This window comes from Streptomyces hygroscopicus subsp. hygroscopicus, assembly GCF_001553455.1.
Classification (GTDB): Bacteria; Actinomycetota; Actinomycetes; order Streptomycetales; family Streptomycetaceae; genus Streptomyces; species Streptomyces hygroscopicus.
In genome coordinates, this window is the sequence record NZ_BBOX01000150.1 from 1 (window position 1) to 16,540 (window position 16,540).

The 16,540-nt window shown below is 74.0% G+C and carries 17 protein-coding genes; 10 read left to right on the plus strand and 7 right to left on the minus strand.

The genetic code is table 11. The annotated features are described in order from the left end of the window. Nucleotides 1-1,077 (minus strand): AAA family ATPase (locus AXW62_RS17130; RefSeq protein WP_159060903.1); only part of this gene is annotated, 1,077 nt, incomplete at its 3' end. 310 nt (nucleotides 1,078-1,387) lie between these two features. Between AXW62_RS17130 and AXW62_RS17135 the strand changes: the two genes are divergently transcribed. Beyond that, nucleotides 1,388-2,302, plus strand: a complete 915-nt coding sequence (locus tag AXW62_RS17135; protein WP_060945293.1) for an MBL fold metallo-hydrolase — start codon at nucleotides 1,388-1,390, stop codon at nucleotides 2,300-2,302. 30 nt (nucleotides 2,303-2,332) lie between these two features. Then, nucleotides 2,333-3,823: a carboxylesterase/lipase family protein gene (locus tag AXW62_RS17140; RefSeq protein WP_060945294.1), complete on the plus strand. Its 1,491-nt coding sequence runs from the start codon at nucleotides 2,333-2,335 to the stop codon at nucleotides 3,821-3,823. A gap of 319 nt (nucleotides 3,824-4,142) precedes the next feature. On the opposite strand, the gene AXW62_RS17145 is transcribed toward AXW62_RS17140, so the two are convergent. From AXW62_RS17145 to AXW62_RS17155, 3 genes are all read right to left on the minus strand, one after another. Further along, the gene (locus AXW62_RS17145; RefSeq protein WP_060945295.1) at nucleotides 4,143-5,243 is read right to left on the minus strand and encodes a winged helix DNA-binding domain-containing protein; all 1,101 of its coding nucleotides are present in this window, start codon (nucleotides 5,241-5,243) and stop codon (nucleotides 4,143-4,145) included. After that, nucleotides 5,240-6,283, minus strand: a complete 1,044-nt coding sequence (locus tag AXW62_RS17150; protein WP_060945296.1) for an aldo/keto reductase — start codon at nucleotides 6,281-6,283, stop codon at nucleotides 5,240-5,242. Before AXW62_RS17150 ends, AXW62_RS17145 begins: the two co-directional genes overlap by 4 nt. 98 nt (nucleotides 6,284-6,381) lie before the next feature. Then, nucleotides 6,382-7,029 carry a DinB family protein gene (locus AXW62_RS17155; RefSeq protein ID WP_079115658.1) on the minus strand — a complete coding sequence of 216 codons (648 nt, stop codon included), beginning with the start codon at nucleotides 7,027-7,029 and terminating at the stop codon, nucleotides 6,382-6,384. Between the two features lie 52 nt (nucleotides 7,030-7,081). Between AXW62_RS17155 and AXW62_RS17160 the strand changes: the two genes are divergently transcribed. Then, a complete protein-coding gene (locus AXW62_RS17160) occupies nucleotides 7,082-8,251 on the plus strand; it encodes a helix-turn-helix transcriptional regulator (protein ID WP_079115659.1) in 1,170 nt (389 codons plus the stop codon). Here the strand turns inward: AXW62_RS17160 and AXW62_RS17165 are convergent. After that, entirely contained in the window at nucleotides 8,205-8,846 is a 642-nt protein-coding gene (locus tag AXW62_RS17165) for a CatB-related O-acetyltransferase (RefSeq protein ID WP_030826150.1), read from the minus strand. The genes AXW62_RS17160 and AXW62_RS17165 overlap by 47 nt on opposite strands. Nucleotides 8,847-9,054: 208 nt before the next feature. Between AXW62_RS17165 and AXW62_RS17170 the strand changes: the two genes are divergently transcribed. From AXW62_RS17170 to AXW62_RS17185, 4 genes are all read left to right on the plus strand, one after another. Next, entirely contained in the window at nucleotides 9,055-10,749 is a 1,695-nt protein-coding gene (locus AXW62_RS17170) for an FG-GAP and VCBS repeat-containing protein (protein ID WP_060945297.1), read from the plus strand. Nucleotides 10,750-10,839: 90 nt separating this feature from the next. Beyond that, entirely contained in the window at nucleotides 10,840-11,253 is a 414-nt protein-coding gene (gene trxA, locus AXW62_RS17175) for a thioredoxin (RefSeq protein WP_030826146.1), read from the plus strand. After that, nucleotides 11,246-11,890, plus strand: a complete 645-nt coding sequence (locus AXW62_RS17180) for a histidine phosphatase family protein (RefSeq protein ID WP_060945298.1) — start codon at nucleotides 11,246-11,248, stop codon at nucleotides 11,888-11,890. Before trxA ends, AXW62_RS17180 begins: the two co-directional genes overlap by 8 nt. 80 nt (nucleotides 11,891-11,970) lie before the next feature. Further along, nucleotides 11,971-12,396: an OsmC family peroxiredoxin gene (locus tag AXW62_RS17185; protein WP_060945299.1), complete on the plus strand. Its 426-nt coding sequence runs from the start codon at nucleotides 11,971-11,973 to the stop codon at nucleotides 12,394-12,396. Here the strand turns inward: AXW62_RS17185 and AXW62_RS17190 are convergent. Next, the gene (locus tag AXW62_RS17190; RefSeq protein ID WP_037645288.1) at nucleotides 12,371-12,994 is read right to left on the minus strand and encodes a hypothetical protein; all 624 of its coding nucleotides are present in this window, start codon (nucleotides 12,992-12,994) and stop codon (nucleotides 12,371-12,373) included. The two genes, AXW62_RS17185 and AXW62_RS17190, sit on opposite strands and share 26 nt — an antisense overlap. Nucleotides 12,995-13,252: 258 nt before the next feature. On the opposite strand from AXW62_RS17190, the gene AXW62_RS17195 reads away from it, so the two are divergent. The 3 genes from AXW62_RS17195 (at nucleotide 13,253) to AXW62_RS17205 (ending at nucleotide 15,900) form a co-directional block, all read left to right on the plus strand. After that, on the plus strand, nucleotides 13,253-14,029 hold the full coding sequence (locus AXW62_RS17195; protein WP_060945300.1) for an IclR family transcriptional regulator: 777 nt from the start codon (nucleotides 13,253-13,255) through the stop codon (nucleotides 14,027-14,029). Next, nucleotides 14,026-14,928 (plus strand): SMP-30/gluconolactonase/LRE family protein, encoded by a 903-nt coding sequence (locus tag AXW62_RS17200; protein ID WP_060945301.1) that lies wholly within the window; start codon nucleotides 14,026-14,028, stop codon nucleotides 14,926-14,928. The genes AXW62_RS17195 and AXW62_RS17200 overlap by 4 nt, the downstream gene beginning before the upstream one ends. A gap of 132 nt (nucleotides 14,929-15,060) precedes the next feature. After that, nucleotides 15,061-15,900 carry an SCO2400 family protein gene (locus AXW62_RS17205; RefSeq protein WP_159060904.1) on the plus strand — a complete coding sequence of 280 codons (840 nt, stop codon included), beginning with the start codon at nucleotides 15,061-15,063 and terminating at the stop codon, nucleotides 15,898-15,900. A 207-nt stretch (nucleotides 15,901-16,107) separates the two neighbouring features. On the opposite strand, the gene AXW62_RS17210 is transcribed toward AXW62_RS17205, so the two are convergent. After that, nucleotides 16,108-16,536 carry a MarR family winged helix-turn-helix transcriptional regulator gene (locus AXW62_RS17210; RefSeq protein WP_030826123.1) on the minus strand — a complete coding sequence of 143 codons (429 nt, stop codon included), beginning with the start codon at nucleotides 16,534-16,536 and terminating at the stop codon, nucleotides 16,108-16,110. Nucleotides 16,537-16,540 lie beyond the last annotated feature (4 nt).

A 16,540-nucleotide genomic window follows, 5' to 3' on the forward strand; every position in this document is an offset into this window, starting at 1 on the left:
GAACGACGCCGTGTGATACACGGCGGAGCGGACCAGCGGATGACGGAACCGGACGCCCCGGCCGGTCCGCCGGACCAGCCCGGCCCGCTCGGCGGGCAGCCACGCGTCGTCCTCGGTGTGCCACGGCCCGGCCGGGACGGCGGCGGAGTCGACGGTGTCCATCGCGGCCAGGAGCAGCAGGGCCCGCGTGGTGGCGGCGGGAAGCCCGTCCAGCCGGGCGGCGAAGATCCGCTCCAGGCGATCGGTGAGCGGGAGCGGACCCGCGGCCGGCGGCTCCGTGGTGGCGTCGTGCGCGCCGGCCGCCCGCGTCGGGGTGGCCGCCCGCGTCAGTTCGGTGAGCGCCAGCGGGTTGCCGGCGGCCTGGTCGAGGATCCGCGCCCGGGTCCTGCCGGTGGGTCTCTCCGGCCGCAGGTCCAGCAGACGGTTGGCCGCGGCGTCGTCGAGCGGCCCCAGAGCCAGCACCGGTACGTGGCGGTCGAACCCCGGCACCGGGCTGTCGGCACGGGCCCCGAGCAGCATCGTGACCGGCTCCCCGGCCAGCCGTCTGGCGGCGAAGGACAGCGCGTCCAGGGAGGCCCGGTCGCACCACTGCGCGTCGTCCACCACCACCAGGACGGGCTGCCGGTCGCCCAGGGCCGAGAGCAGGCCCAGGACGGCCGTCCCGATCATCATCAGGTCGGGTTCCGCCGGGGCCGGTTCCGCGCCGAAGGCGTGGCGCAGCGCGGTGCGCTGCCGCTCCGGCAGCGCCTCCACCGCGGCCGGCACCGGCCGCAGCACCTGGTGCAGCGCGGAGAACGCGAGAGTCGACTCCGACTCGCTCCCGTGGGCGCGCAGGACACGGGCGCCGTTCGCCTCGGCCCGGCGCGCCGCGGAGTCCAGCAGCGTGCTCTTCCCCGCGCCCACCTCGCCGACGAGCAGGAGCAGCGGGTCGGACGATGCGGGGTCCACGGTACGGAAGAGGCGCGCCAGCTCCGCGTCCCGGCCGACGATCGGCTCCTCCGTGCCCGGCTCCGGGCCCGGCTCCGCGTCCGGCTCCGGGCCCGTGACGGTGCTGGGGCCGCCTGTGCGCTTGTCCACGGAGTCTCCAGGAATCGTGACTCTGCGATCGGAAGTGACCCCGCCAGCGGAAGCCGCCTCGCCTTGCGCCGACCAGGTTACAAGCGCGGGGCCCGGGGCCCGGGGCGTGCGCAGGTGCAGTCACGTTACGGATACCGCGCGCACCGGGCCGCTCGTACGTTTCCAGAAGAGCTTTCCTTTCCGGAGAACTTCTTTTCCAGGAAGGCTTCCTCTCCTGGAGGTCTCCGGTTCCTGGAGGTCTCCGGTTCCCGGAGAGCTGCCGATTTCTCCGGAGAGCTGCCGATTTCTCGAACACCCGCAAGGAGCCCCTATGGACCAGATCGAACTCGGCAAGGTCACCGTCACCCGGGTGTGGGAATATTTCGGGCCCGTGGACATGACGCCCGACGTCTTCTTCCCGGAGAATTCACAAGAGGTGTGGGACGAGGGCGCCGACTGGCTGAGCCCGCATTTCCTGGATTCCGAGACCAATATCGTGAACAGCGCGATCCAGACCTGGGTACTGCGCAGCGAGGGCCGGACGATCCTCGTGGACACCGGTGTCGGCAATGGAAAGGAGCGCCCGTACGCGCCGGTCTGGAGCCATCTCGAAACGGATTTCCTGGATAATCTCGCGCGGGCCGGTGTCGCGCCCGAGGATGTGGACATCGTGGTCAACACGCATCTCCACATCGATCACGTCGGCTGGAACACCCGTCTGGAGGGGCGGAGCTGGGTGCCCACCTTCCCCAACGCCACCTACCTGATGCCGAAGGACGACTTCGCCTTCTGGAATCCCGAGAACGGGCACAAGCCGCTCCTCGGCCGCGGCAACCAGAACGTCTTCGAGGACAGCGTGGCCCCGGTGCACGCGGCCGGCCAGACGCTGCTGTGGGAGAACAGCCACCGCATCGACGGCAACCTCCGCCTGGACGCTGCTCCCGGACACACCCCGGGCGCCTCCGTGCTGACCCTTACCTCTGGCTCGGACCGCGCGGTGTTCGTCGGCGACATGCTGCACACCCCGGTACAGATCCTGGAGCCGGACGTCAACAGCTGCTTCTGCGAGGACCCCGCGGGCGCCCGCGCCACCCGCCGCAAGGTCCTGGGCTGGGCGGCCGACAACAACGCCCTGGTGATCCCCGCCCACCTGGGCGGCCACGGCGCGGCGGAAGTGACGCGCGACGGCAGCACGTTCGCCATCAAGGGCTGGGCCCCCTTCGCCCCGTACACCGAGCAGGGCTGAGGCCCGCGTAAGGGCAGAAAGGCACGAGAAGTGAACCACCACCCCGACCCCGTCGTGACCACCGCGCGGGGAGCGGTCCGCGGACTGCGCCGGGACGGCGCCGCCGTCTTCCTCAACATCCCCTACGCCGCCCCTCCGCGCGGCGCCGGCCGGTTCGCCCCACCGCGTCCGCACGAGCCCTGGGACGGCATCCGGGACGCCACTGTCCCGGGACCCAACGCGCCCCAGTCCGAGCGCAAGCTCGGCAGCGTGGACATGTCCCCGTACTTCGGCGAAGGCTGGAGCCGCGGCGAGGACTACCTCACGGTCAACGTCTGGGCGCCCGAGGGCGCGGGCGGCGGCCTGCCCGTCATGGTGTTCGTCCACGGCGGCGGGTTCGTCGCCGGATCGACCCGGTCCGCGCTGTACGACGGCTCCGCGTTCGCCCGCGACGGCGTCGTCCTCGTCACCCTCAACTACCGGCTCGGCATCGCCGGGTTCCTCGACCTGCCCGGAGCGCCCGCCAACCGCGGCCTGCTCGACGTCGTCGCCGCGCTGCGCTGGGTGGGGGAGAACATCGCGGCCTTCGGCGGCGACCCGCACAACGTCACCCTCTTCGGCCAGTCGGCCGGGGCGACCATCGTCGGCGGCGTCCTGGCCACCCCCGGTGCCGCGGGCCTCTTCCGCCGGGCGATCGTCCAAAGCGGCAGCGGTCTGGGCGCGTTCACCACCGAGCAGGCCGCACGCGTCACCTGGGCGGCGGCCGAGGCCCTGGGCGTCGAGCCCCGTGCCGAGGACTTCGCGGAGATCTCCGACGACCGCCTGGTCGAGGCCGCCGCCCGGCTCGCGGGCATCGACCTGCGCACCGCGACGCACCACGACCCGCTGGCCGGGCTCAGCCCCTTCAGCCTGGTCCTGGACACACAGCCCGCCGCGTCCGTCGCCACCGGCCCCGGCGCCGGCGTCGACCTGCTCATCGGCACCAACACCGAGGAGGGGAACCTCTACCTGGTCCCCGTGGGCACGTACGCCACCTCCACCGCGGGCGACGTCGAGGCGGCGGCGGCGCGTGCGCACCCGGACCCGGCGCGGCTCGTCGAGACGTACCGGAGGTCCCGGCCCGAGGCGTCCTCCGCCGAGCTGCGGTCCGCCATCCTGGGCCACGCGCTGTTCGGCGCGGGCAGCTGGGCCCTGGCCGACGCACACGCCGCCCACCCCGGATCGGCCACCTACGCCTATGAGTTCGCCTGGCGCTCCCACGCCCTGGACGGGGAACTCGGCGCCACCCACGCGATGGAGCTGCCCTTCGTCTTCGACCTCGCCCATCTGCCCCATCTGCGCGGACCGGCCGCCCTGCTCGGCCCCGACGAGCCCCCCGCCGACCTCGCTGCCCGGGTGCACCGGACCTGGGTCCGGTTCGCCGAGACCGGCGACCCCGGCTGGGAGCCGTACGACACCCGGCGCCGGGCCACGATGCGCATCGACGCCGAGTGGGCCCAGCTCGACGACCCCGGTGGCCGGGAACGACGGGCATGGAGCTGAGCCGTCGCCGCGACCCGGCCGTGTCCCGCCGCGCTCGGGGCACGGCCACCTGGTGGCCGTTCTTCTTGGCTTCCACGAGCCGTGTCCCGCCGCGTTCGGGGCACGGCCACCCGCCCGAGCGCGCGCTCCCCGCGCTCCCCGCGCTCCCCGTGCTCCCCGCGCCGGCCGCCGGGGACACCGCCCATGAGGCGGGCGTGGCCCCGCGAGGGACGCCCGGCCGCCGGATCCGCGGCGTCCGTCGCGGAACCCTGTCCGGTCAGCGCGGAGCCTCGTCCGTTCAGCGCGGAATCCTGTCTGCTCAGCGCGGAACCCTGTCCGCTCAGCGCGGAGCCTCGGCGACGCGTACCCGGTGGCTCTCCCCGTCGGAGAGGAACGACGCCAGCTCCCGCCCCTCCTCGGCCACGGCGTCGCGGTCGGCCCGGGAGAGGCGGCCCAGCGGGGTGACGGCCACCGTGCCGGCCTCGACCGTCCAGGTCGCGGAGACCCGGCCGTCGACCAGCACCACGCGTTCCCCGGCGACCGACAGGCCGCGGTGGGCGTCGTCGATGATCCGGCCGCGGTCGTGGTAGCCGAGGATCGCGTTGTCGAACGCCGGCAGGAACCGCACCGGGGCGGGGGTGTCGGGGTCGAGGCGCGGCGCGTCGGGCAGGTCGAGCAGTTCGCGCCCGCGCTCGTCGCGGAAGCTGACCAGCTCCTCGCGGATCGCGGCCACCGCGGCCGGCAGCCCGGCCAGGCCGCACCAGGCGCGCAGGTCGGCCGAGGCCGCCGGGCCGAAGGCGGCCAGATAGCGCCGCACCAGCGCCTGGCCGACCGGGTCGGCGCCGTCCGGGGCGGGCGGGTCGATGGTCCGCCCCAGCCAGGAGGAGAGCAGGACGTTGCGCACCCCGCCCTTGGTCCGCCACAGCCCGCGCGGCGGCGTCTGCGCCATCGGCACGAGGGCGGCGATCAGCATTTCGCCCAGTGCCCGGGGGGCCGGGGCCGGCCAGCGCTCGGCGAGCACCCGCACCAGCTCGGCCATCGTGCGGGGCTCGCCGTCGGCCATCACCGCCCGGCCCGCCACGGCGAGTTCGCCCAGGTCGACCCCCTCGAACTCGCGGCGGTAGGTGCCGAGCACCCGCTGGCGCAGCATGGTGTCGTGGCGGGCGCGCCAGGCCACGGTGTCATCGGCGGTGAGCAGGTGGACGGTGCGCCGCATCAGGTGGGTGCGCACCACCCTCCGCCCGGTCAGCAGGTCCGACAGGACGGCCGGGTCGAACCCGCGCAGCCGCGACCAGAGCCCGGTGAACGGTTCCTGCGGCTCCTGCGCCTGCATACCGCACAGGTGCCCGACGGCGTCGAGGACCGGCATGCCGGCGCGGTCGAGCAGCAGCTGCCGGGCGAGCGTGGCGCGGTTCAGCGCCCGGGTGCCCAGGACGGTCATCGGGTCACCGCGGCGCGTTCCCCGGCCGGGCGGCGGCGCAGCGCGGCGCGTTCGACGGCCGGTGGGGTGTAGGACACGTCGATCGGGCCGAGGTCGGTTCCGGGCGGCGCGATCTCGTCGATCCGGTCCAGGAGCGCGTCGTCGAGGGTGGTTCCGGCGCCGGCCAGGAGGTCGTCGAGCTGCTCCATGGTGCGCGGCCCGATGATGGCCGAGGTGACGCCGGGGTGGGTGAGGGCGAAGGCCATCGCGAGGTGGGTCAGCGACAGGCCGGCCTCCTCGGCCAGCGGGATGAGCCGCTCCACGGCGTCGAGTTTGCGCTCGTCGGTCATGTGCCGGGGCACCCAGCGCATCCGCGCGTCCCGCGGCGGCACGGTTCGGCCCTTGCGGTAACGGCCGGTGAGCAGGCCCATCGCCAGCGGGCTCCAGACCAGCGTGCCCATGCCGTACCGCTGGCAGACGGGCAGGATCTCGTGCTCGATGCCGCGGTTGAGGATGGAGTACGTGGGCTGCTCGGTACGGAACCGCTGGAGTCCGCGCCGGTCCGCGACCCACTGCGCCTCGACGATCTCCGAGGCCGGGAAGTTGGACGATCCGATCGCCCGTACCTTGCCGCTGCGCACCAGGTCGGTCAGGGCGGAGAGGGTCTCCTCCAGATCGGTCCGCGGATCGGGGTGATGGATCTGGTAGAGGTCGATGTGGTCGGTCCCCAGGCGCCGCAGCGAGTGCTCCACCTCGGCGATGATCCAGCGCCGGGAGTTGCCGCCGCGGTTGGGGTCCTCGCCCATCCTGCCGTTGACCTTGGTGGCCAGCACGATGTCGTCGCGCCGCCCGCGCAGCGCCTTGCCGACGATTTCCTCCGACTCCCCGTGGGGGCCGTACACATCGGCGGTGTCGAGGAAGTTGATCCCCGCGTCCAGCGCCCGGTGGATGATCCGGACGCAGTCGTCGTGGTCGGGATTGCCCACCTGACCGAACTTCATGGTGCCCAGGCAGTAGGGGCTGACCTGGATACCGGTCCGCCCCAGCTCACGCGTCTTCACGGTCGCGCCGTTCCCTTCGGGTTCCTTGGCTCATGGGGTCCGGCGCCGCGCCGGTGACGGCCGTCAGCAGCGCGGCGCCGAGCGGTTCCGGGAGGCGGTCAGCTGGACGTCTGCCCGTCGAGCGTCTCGCGGATGATGTCCGCGTGCCCGGCGTGCTGGGCGGTCTCGGCGATGACGTGCATGATCACCCGGCGCACGCTGTGTTCCGCACCCGGCTCGTTCCAGGGCGCCTCCGGCAGCGGGTGCGTCGCCGACAGGTCGGGGACGGTGGAGATGACCTCCGTGCTCCGGGCGGCCACCTGCTCGTAGCGCTCGAGCACCCCGGCCAGCGTGTCATCGGGCAGCATCTGGAAGTTGTTCTGGCTGTCGATCGCCCACTGCGGGAACTCCTTCGCGGTGCCGCTCATGAGGTCGGCCCAGGTGACCCCCTCGGGCAGGTCGTACCGCAGCGCGGAGGGGCCCTCGAGGACGAAGCGCATCCAGCCCTCCTCGATGAACGCGACGTGCTTGATCAGCCCGCCCAGGCAGAGCGTGCTGGCCGTGGGGCGCTCACCGGCCTGCTCGTCGCTGAGCTCCTGCACGGTCTTGATCAGGGCGGCCCGCGCGGCGGCGAGCTCGGCGAGCAGATCGGCCCGCTCGGCGTCGAGGTCGGCCCGCTCGGCGTCGAGGGTGGTGGGGGTTGTGGTGCTGGCGGTCACGGTGATCGGGTCCTTCTGGTCGTTCTCGTCGTCTGACGGAGCCAACATTCACAGAGGTAGCGGACAGGTTGTGGCCGCTACTCGGCGCAGAATGGGAGTCATGCCGAAGACGTCAGCGCGTCTGCTGTCCCTGCTCTCGCTGCTCCAGGCGCGCCGCGACTGGCCGGGGCAGCTGCTGGCCGAGCGGCTGGAGGTCAGCTCGCGCACCGTGCGCCGCGACGTGGACCGGCTGCGTGAACTCGGCTACCCCATCGTGACCACCAAGGGCCCCGACGGGGGCTACCGGCTCGACGCGGGTACGGAGCTGCCGCCGCTGCTCTTCGACGACGACCAGGCCGTGGCCCTGGCCGTCGCCCTCCAGACCGCCGCCGCCACCGGCGCCGGTATCGAGGAGGCCGTCAGGCGTGCGCTGCACACCGTCCGGCAGGTCATGCCCGCACGGCTGCGCCACCGCGTCGACGCCCTGCGGATCACCGCCGTCGAACGCGCCGGGACCCGGCCGCGTCCGCAGGTCGACCCGGGCGTCCTGGTGACGCTCAGCGCGGCCGTCCGCGCCCGTGAAGAACTCCGCTTCGACTACACCCCCGCTTCCCCGCCGGGAGCCGCCGACACCGCTCTCCCCGTGCCCCCTCCGCCGCGCCGGGCGCAGCCGCACCACCTCGTCACCTGGGGCGGGCGCTGGTACCTCATCGCCTGGGACCTCGACCGCGACGACTGGCGCACCTTCCGGGTGGACCGGATCACGCCGCGCACCCCCACGGGGCCCCGCTTCACCCCGCGCGAAGTGCCCGGCGGGGATGTGGCCGCGTTCGTCGCCGCCAGGTTCCGGGGCTCGGACGGCTCGGGCGGCTCGGACGGCTCCGGTGGCTCGGGTGGCTCGGGCGGCTCCGGCGGCTGGGACGGCTCCAGTGGCTCGGACGGCTCCGGCGGCTGGCCCTGCCGGGGTGAGGTGATCCTCGGCCTCCCCGCCGCCGACGTCTTCCCCTACGTCCACGACGGAGTCGTGGAAGCGCTCGGCCCGGACCGCTGCCGGCTCGTCCTGGGCGCGTGGTCATGGCCCGGGCTGGCCGCCACCATCGGCAGGTTCGACGCCGACATCGAGGTGGTCGGGCCGCCCGAGCTCAAGGACGCCTTCGCACGGCTGGCCCGCCGCTACGCCGACGCGGCGGGTGGCGGGCCTGACCAACGCCGCGCCGACGCCGGGGGCGGCGGGCCCGCCGAGATCACGCCGGAGCCGCCGCCTCGAGGTCGGCCACGCTTCCCGACATGATCGTGCGGACATGGGCGGTGAGGTGCTCGATCGGCCAGTCCCACCAGGCCAGGGCCAGCAGCCGGGCGATGTCCTCGTCGTCGTAGCGGCGGCGGATGAGCCGGGCCGGGTTGCCGCCCACGATGCCGTAGTCGGGGACGTCGTCCACGACCACGGAACCGGAGGCGATGACCGCGCCATGGCCGATGCGGACACCGGGCATCACCGTCGACCGGTATCCGCACCACACGTCGTTCCCGACCACGGTGTCGCCCCGCCCGGGCAGACCCGTGATCAGGTCGAAGTGGTCGGCCCACGAACCGCCCATGATGGGGAAGGGGAAGGTCGAGGGGCCGTCCATGCGGTGGTTGGCGCCGTTCATGATGAACCGCACCCCTTCGCCCAGTGCGCAGAACTTCCCGATGACCAGCCGCTCGGGCCCGTAGTGGTACAGGACGTTGCGGGTCTCGAACGCGGTGGGGTCGTCCGGGTCGTCGTAGTACGAGAACTCCCCGACCTCGATCAGCGGGGAGGTGACCAGCGGCTTCAGCAGCACCACCCGCGGCTGTCCGGGCATCGGGTGCAGCACCGTCGGATCGGCGGGTACGGCAGGCATCGGTCATCGCCTTCCTGGTCCGGGGGAGAATCCCGCAATGATCGCAACCCCGGCGCCCGGTGTCGCGTGAATTCCACGGAGCAACCCGGAAGCGCCGGGTGGAGTCCTTGAGCGAGGGAGAAACCGTCAACCGTGCCCGTGCTCGTGCCCGTGCCCCTGCCCGAACTCGTGCCCCTGCCCGTGCCGATCCGACTCGCGAGGTGCCGCCGTGCGTTCGATCGTCCCCGTCGCCGCCGTGACCGTGTCCACCGTGCTGCTGCTCGCCGGGTGCAGTCGGGGCGGCCACCGGGGCCATGGGGAGCGGAGGCCGGTGGTGGGGGCCGCGAAGGAGGCCGCCGGTGCGTCGCTGGGGGACTTCAACGGCGACGGCTATGACGACTTCGCCACCACCATCCGTCCCACCAGTGCCTCCCGGGGGCCGCTGCCCGCCCGGCTGGCGGTGGTCTACGGCTCGCCACGGGGCCTCGACCCCCGACACCGCCTTGTCGTCGACGGCGCCGAGGACGACTACGTGGGGCCGCTGCTGCGCACCGACCTCGACGGGGACGGATACACCGACCTGGTGACGGCCCGTTTCCGGCACGGGAGGACGCCGGGGGCCGAGCGGAGGGGGGAGACGGTGGTGTTGCGCGGCGGCCGCCACGGGCTGTCCGCGCCGCGCCCGCTCGGCGGTGGCGCGGCCGGGTTCCTGGCGCTGGCCGTGGGCGACTTCGACGGGGACGGCGCCGCCGACCTGCTCGCCTCGGAGGCGGGCGGCGGGGGTGCGCTGCGCGTGCTGTACGGGCCGTTCGGCACCGGGACCGCCCCCGCCCGTACCGCCCCGCTCCCCACCGGGCGGGAACGCCGCGCCGCGCCCGCCACCGCCACCGCCGGGGACTTCGACGGCGACCACCGCACGGATGTGGTGCTGACCTACCGCTACGACGCCGACCAGCCGGATCAGGAGGGTGAGCCGGACCAGCGGGACCAGCCGGATCAGGAGGGCGGGCCGGACCAGCCGGACCAGCCGGACCAGCCGGAGCAGCAGGGCGGGTCGGAGCGGCAGGGCGGGCCGGACCAGCGGGACCAGCCGGATCAGCCGGACCAGGAAGGTGAGCCGGAGCAGCAGGGCGGCCTGGACCAGCCGGACCGGCCGGGGGCCGGTGACACCGCCCCCCTCGACCTCCCCGTCGTCCACTACCGCGGCAGCCTCAAGGGCCTGGTGCGGGACAAGCGGCCCGAGCCGCGCCTGGCCCACGCCCTCGGTACGGAGGACGGCCCGCGCGAGCCCGCGGCCGGGGACGCCGACCACGACGGGATCGACGATCTGCTCGCGCCCGGCGAAGGGACCCTCGGCACCGGACGGCACCACGGCTCCGGCCGGCTCACCGTCGTCCACGGCGCCAGGTCCGGTCCGGGCCGGGGGCGTGCGGACCTTACGGTCGACCCGTCCGCTCCCGGTCTGCCCGGCGAGCCGCGGCGCGGCGACGGGTTCGGCGGCTCCCCGGCCGTGGGCGACATCACCGGTGACGGCCGTCCCGACCTCGTGGTGGCCGTCCCGGAGACGAACCACGGCAACGGCCGGCTCGTCCTGCTGCCCGGTTCCCGGCGCGGGCGCGGCGGTGAGTACGACCCCGCCGCGAGCACGCACGTGGGGGACGGCGGGGAGCAGGCCGTCGACCTTGACACCCCGGGGGTGCCCGGCCGCCACGCTCCGTACGGCTCCGACGGTTTCGCCCCCCAGCCCCCGCTGCTCGACACCGACGGGGACGGACATGACGATGTGGTCGCCGCCGCGCCCGGCTACGGCCACGGCCGGACGGGCGGCTTCTGGGTCCTCCGGGGGACCGGGCACGGGCTGTCCACCCGGGGCGTGCACCACTTCACCCCCGCCGACCTCGGCATACGCTTCCGGACGGGTTAGCCGCGGGGACGGCACCGGAATAACGGACGGCGGGGGCGGGGTTACCGTGCACAAGGCATCTGCCGACGTACGGAAGCGGGTAACGCAGGCATGAGCACGAGCACCGTTGAGCTCACCAAGGACAACTTCGACGACATCGTGTCCGGGAGCGACTTCGTCCTGATCGACTTCTGGGCCTCCTGGTGCGGGCCGTGCCGGATGTTCGCGCCCGTCTACGAGAAGGCCGCCGAACGCCACCAGGATCTGCTGTTCGCCAAGGTCGACACCGAGGCCCAGCCCGAACTGGCCGCCGCCTTCGACATCCAGTCCATCCCCACGCTGATGATCGTGCGCGAGAACATCGCGGTCTTCGCCCAGCCCGGCGCCCTCCCCGAGCAGGCCCTGGAGGACGTCATCGGCCAGGCCCGGGACCTCGACATGGAGTCGGTGCGCGCCTCCATCGCCGCCGCCGCGAACGAGAAGCGGGCCATCGATGAGGAGAAGGCGTCCGGCGACCGTGGCTGAGCTGCTGTTGATCCGGCACGGTGAGACCGAATGGAGCCGGTCGGGGAAGCACACCAGCTGGACCGATCTGCCCCTGACGGCCCGCGGCGAGGAGCAGGCGCACGAGCTGCGCCCGCTGCTCGCCGCGCGGAAGATCGGGCAGACCCTGGTCAGCCCGTTGGGGCGGGCCGTGCGCACCGCGCACCTCGCCGGGCTGGAGGACTTCACCATCGAGCCCGAGCTGCACGAATGGGACTACGGTGACTACGAGGGCGTCACCACCGCCGAGATCCACCGCACCCGCCCGGACTGGGAGCTGTGGACCGACGGCGTCCCGCCGGGCCCCGGTCACCCGGGGGAGTCGCCGGAGGAGATCGGGGCCCGGGTGGACCGGGTGCTCGCCCGGATCGCGCCCGATCTGGACGCGGAGGACGGCGGCGATGTGGTGCTGGTGGCGCACGCCCACGTCCTGCGGGTGCTCGCCGCCCGCCGACTGGGCCTGCCCCCGTCCGCCGGCGCGCTCTTCCGGCTGGACACCGCGACCGTGAGTCGACTGGGAACTGAGCATGGCCGCCCGGCCATCGCCGCCTGGAACGTAGGCTCGGAGGCGATCTCCGGGCAGGGAGCGACCGGAAGCGGTGGCGTCCCCGCCGGGTGATCACATCCGATCCGATGTCACCACCGGCGTTCCACCGCCGACAGGTGGACGTCACCGACAGGAAGCAGGAGACAGCGAGCATGGCTACGACGCGTATCGCGCACACCGTCTGGCAGGGCAATCTGGCCGAGGGCAAGGGGACCGTCACCTTCGACTCCTCCGGCATCGGCGAGCAGCCGGTCTCCTGGCCGTCCCGCGCCGAGCAGGCGAACGGCAGGACCAGCCCCGAGGAGCTGATCGCGGCGGCCCACTCCAGCTGCTTCTCGATGGCGCTCTCGCACGGCCTCACCCAGGCGGGCAACCCGCCCACCCAGCTGACCACCCGCGCCGAGGTCACCTTCCAGCCGGGCACCGGTATCACCGGTATCCACCTCACCGTCGAGGGCACGGTGGAGGGCCTGGACGAGGCCGCGTTCGTCGCGGCGGCCGAGGACGCCAAGAAGAACTGCCCGGTGAGCCAGGCGCTCGCCGGTACGGAGATCACCCTGTCGGCGAAGCTGGCCTGACGTTCTCCACGCGCTGCAACAGACCCCAGGTGAACTCCGCCACCCAGTGGCGGAGTTCACCGTTCTGCGGGTCCGGCGCGTCGAAGGCGAGCCGCCAGCGGGTGGGTGCCGAGCCCTCCATCGGCCGCGCGGGCGCGAAGGCGCGCGCCACCTCGTCCACCGTGCAGGACCAGGGCACGAGGTCGGCGGCGGTGCGCAAGGCCGGTCCGGACGCGCCCGGGGCGCGCACCAGCCACTCGTTCCACACCGCCCCGTTGGGCGCGGTGAGCACCTCGAACCGCAGATCCGGCCACAGCGGCACGGACCAGCTCAGCGCCTCGCAGGTCAGATCGCCGATCCGGCGGGTGGAGGTGGACTCGGGCGGGCCCAGCACGGCGCGGTAGTGGGCGACCGCCGAGCGTCGCCGTGGTGAGCGCCGCATGGCCTGCCAGCGCCGGTTGGCCTCGCGCATCACCGAACGCCCGAAGCCCAGCTCGCGCAGCGCGTCCTCGACCAGCCCCGGCTGGTGGTCGGCCATCCGCCGCAGCAGGACGAGGACGAAGGGGAAGGGGGAGGGGAACGACTCGGACCGGGGGAACGAGTCAGACGCGGAATCCATGGCTCCCATCGTGGCGCACCGGCCCGCCCTCCCGGGCTGTCCTGGGTACGGCACGGCCGGTCCTGGGTACGGCCCCGGCCCGTGCTGGACACGGCACCGGCCGGTCCCGGCGACGGCCCCGGCCCGTCCCCGGCGCGGGCGGCTTTGCCGGACCATTGCCGGGGGAAGTCGGCTATGCGTAATCTGTGTTCGCGATACCGGCCGCCAGCCGGTATCTCGAACACTTGCCAGCTCAACCAGAAGGGGAGGGCGAGCGTTATGGGACGCCTGGTGCCCGCGGTGACACGGGCTCTGGACATACTCGAGCTCTTCCTGGACGGGGACGGCACGCTCTCCGCGCCCGAGATCACCCGGCGGCTCGGGCTGCCCCGTACGACGGTCCACGAGCTGGTGACCACCCTGGCCGCCCGCTCCTACCTGGTCCCGGTGCCCGATCAGCCCGGCCGCTACCGGCTCGGAGTGCGGCCATACCAGCTGGGCAGCCGCTACGCCGAGCAGCTCGACCTGGCGGCCGAGGGCCAGCAGGTGGCCCGCAGCGTCGCGGAGACCTGCGACGAGACCGTCCACGTCGCCATCCTCGAGGGCGCGGACGTCATCTACATCGCCAAGGTCGACTCCACCCACGCCGTCCGCATGGTCTCCGCCGCGGGCCGCCGACTGCCCGCCCACTGCACCTCGGTCGGCAAGATGCTGCTGGCCTCCCTCCCGGAGGACGCCCTGGACGCGCGGCTGCCCGACGGTCAGCCGCTGGCCGCGATGACGGACAACAGCATCACCTCCCCCGCCGAACTGCGCCGCCACCTCGCCGCCGTGCGCGAGCGCGGCGTCGCGGTCGAGCAGCGGGAGTCCAACCCGGATGTGAACTGTGTGGCGGCTCCGGTACGGGACTCCACCGGAAAGGTGGTCGCGGCGCTGTCGATCTCGGTGCCGACGATCCGCTGGAGCGAGGAGCGCCAGGCCGAGCTGGAGGAGCTGGTGGCCAAGGGCGCGGGAGAGCTGTCGGTGCGGCTGGGGCACAGGGGGCGGGACGTATGAGCACACGGCCATCGCTCGACATCGCGGTGCGCGCCGCCGCCGTGCTCGGCGAGGGACCCACCTGGGACGCCGCCGCCCGGCGGCTGATCTGGGTGGACATCCTCTCCTCCCGCGTGCACACCTACGACCCCGCCACCGGCCGCCGCACCACCCTGGCCACCGAACAGCACGTCGGCGCGGCCAAGCCCCGCGCGGGCGGTGGGCTGGTGGTCAACCTCCGCGACGGCATCGGGGTGTACGGGGCCGACGGCGGCTTCGCCTGGCTGCTGCGCGAGGCGGTCCCCGGCCGCCGCGGCAATGACGCCGCGGTCGCGCCCGACGGCTCGCTCTGGGCGGGCACCATGCGCTACGACGAGGCGACCGGCGGCGGCACGCTCTCCCGGGTCGGGGCCGACGGTTCCCGTACGGAGTTCCTGCCGGAGGTCACGGTCAGCAACGGCATCGGCTGGAGCCCGGACGGCCGCCTCATGTACTACATCGACACCCCCACCCGCCGTATCGACGTCTTCGACGTGGCGGACGGTGCGGGTGCGGCGGGTGCGGCGGGCGCGGTGGGCGTGGACGGGCCGGTGGTTTCGGGCCGGAGGCCGTTCGTCGAGGTCGAGGCGGGCGCGGGTTTTCCGGACGGGCTGTGCGTGGACGCCGACGGCGCGGTGTGGGTCGCCCTGTGGGACGGCGCTGCGATCCGTCGCTACGCCCCCGACGGGACCCTCGATCGGGTGGTGGAGCTGCCGTTCCCGCGCCCGACCGCGTGCGCCTTCGGCGGGACGGACCTCCGCGATCTGTATCTGACCTCGGCGCGGGTCGGACTCGGCGCCGCCGCGCCGCCGCTCGCCGGGTCGCTGCTGGTCATCCAGGGCGTGGGGCAGGGGCTGGCGCAGCCCGCCTTCGCCGGCTGAGCGGGCGCCGGGCGGGCACCGGCCACCGGCGGGACGGGGGCTGACGAGGGCGTTCGTACGGTTCTTTGCACAGGATCCTCACACCGCGCGTCCTGCTGCCCTGCCCGTGGGCCACATAACCTGCCCGGCGAAATGGATTACTGCTCTTCCTGCCGCCGCCATCTCAACGGTGCCTCCTTCTGCCCCGGATGCGGGAATCCCACCGCGGACCTCGGCCCGCCCCCCACCGCGCCGGACGCGCCGGTCATGGTGGACGCGCCGGACGCGCCGGACGCGCCGGTCGCGCCAGACGCGCCAGACGCGCCGGTCATGGTGGACGCGCCGGTCGCACCGGACGCACCGGTCATGGCGGACGCGCCGGTCGCGCCGGACGTGGTGGACACGGCGCACACCCCCACTCCCTCGCGCGTCTCCCGCCGGAAGCCCAAGTCCCGCGGTGTGCTCGGACTCTTCGGCCACCGCCGCGCCCGCCGGGCCCGCCGGGGGCGGGGACGCCGGGTGACGATCCTGGCCGCGGTGCTCGGCCCGGTGCTGGCCGCGGTCTTCGTGGCCGAGCTGGCCACCGAGGGGCACTGGCGGGAGTCCTCCCCGGCGCCCAGACGGCAGGAGCCGGTGGCCGACCGCAGCGGCGGGGCGACGGATCCCGCCGAGTCGGCCACCCGGGAGACGGGCGGCCCGAGCGCGGTCCCCTCGGCGGAAAGCGGCGGCCGGGGCGAGGACGGGGACACGGCAGCGGGCGAGGGCGAGGACGGCGGGCGGACCGAGGGCGGGAACGACGGTGCCCCGTCCGGTCCGGACGGCGCCTCGTCCTCCGGGCCGCCGGATGCCTCCGCCCCCTCGGCCCCGGGCGGTCCCGGCGCGTCCCAGCGGCCCACCACCCCGGCGAACCCCGGGCCGACCGCCCCGCCGACCGACCCGCCGACGCCGGACCCGACGCCCACGGAGAACTGCTTCCTGTGGTGGTGCGTGTAGTGCCGCGCCGGCCGGGGTCCGCCCCGCTCGCCGCCCTGGTACGCACGCTCACAACGCGCTGGCCGAGGACCCGGGGAGACCTGCGACGAGGGCCCGGCCGCGTCGCGACCGCCCGCGCCAGGACGCCTCGCTGCTGCCTGGCGTCCCTCGACTGACGCGGCACAACCGGTCTGACGCGGCACAACCGGGCCCCGGGCCCCGGGCTCCCTACGACACGTCGCCCAGCACCCGCTTCAGCAGATCGCGCAGCACCGTGCGCTCCTCGTCGGACAGCTCCGCCAGCGGTTCGCGTGCGAAGTCGAGCGAGCCCCGGAGCTGTGCGGAGGTCTCCCGGCCCGCCTCGGTGGCGGCGGCGAGCTTGACCCGGCGGTCGGCCGGGTCGAGGCGGCGCTCGGCGAGGCCGCGCGCCTCCAGACGGTCCACGATCCCGGTGACGTTCGACGGTTCGCACTTCAGCTGCTGTGCGAGCCGTCGCATCGGTGTCGGGGCCCGGGACAGCAGGCCCAGCACCCGGGCCTGCGCTCCGGTCAGGGCGTGCTTGGCCGCCGCCTCCTCGTATTCCTCGTGATAACGGGCCACGATGGTGCCGATGAGCTCGACGACTTCGAGGGTCAGCGGGTCGATGCGGGACGTCATGGGC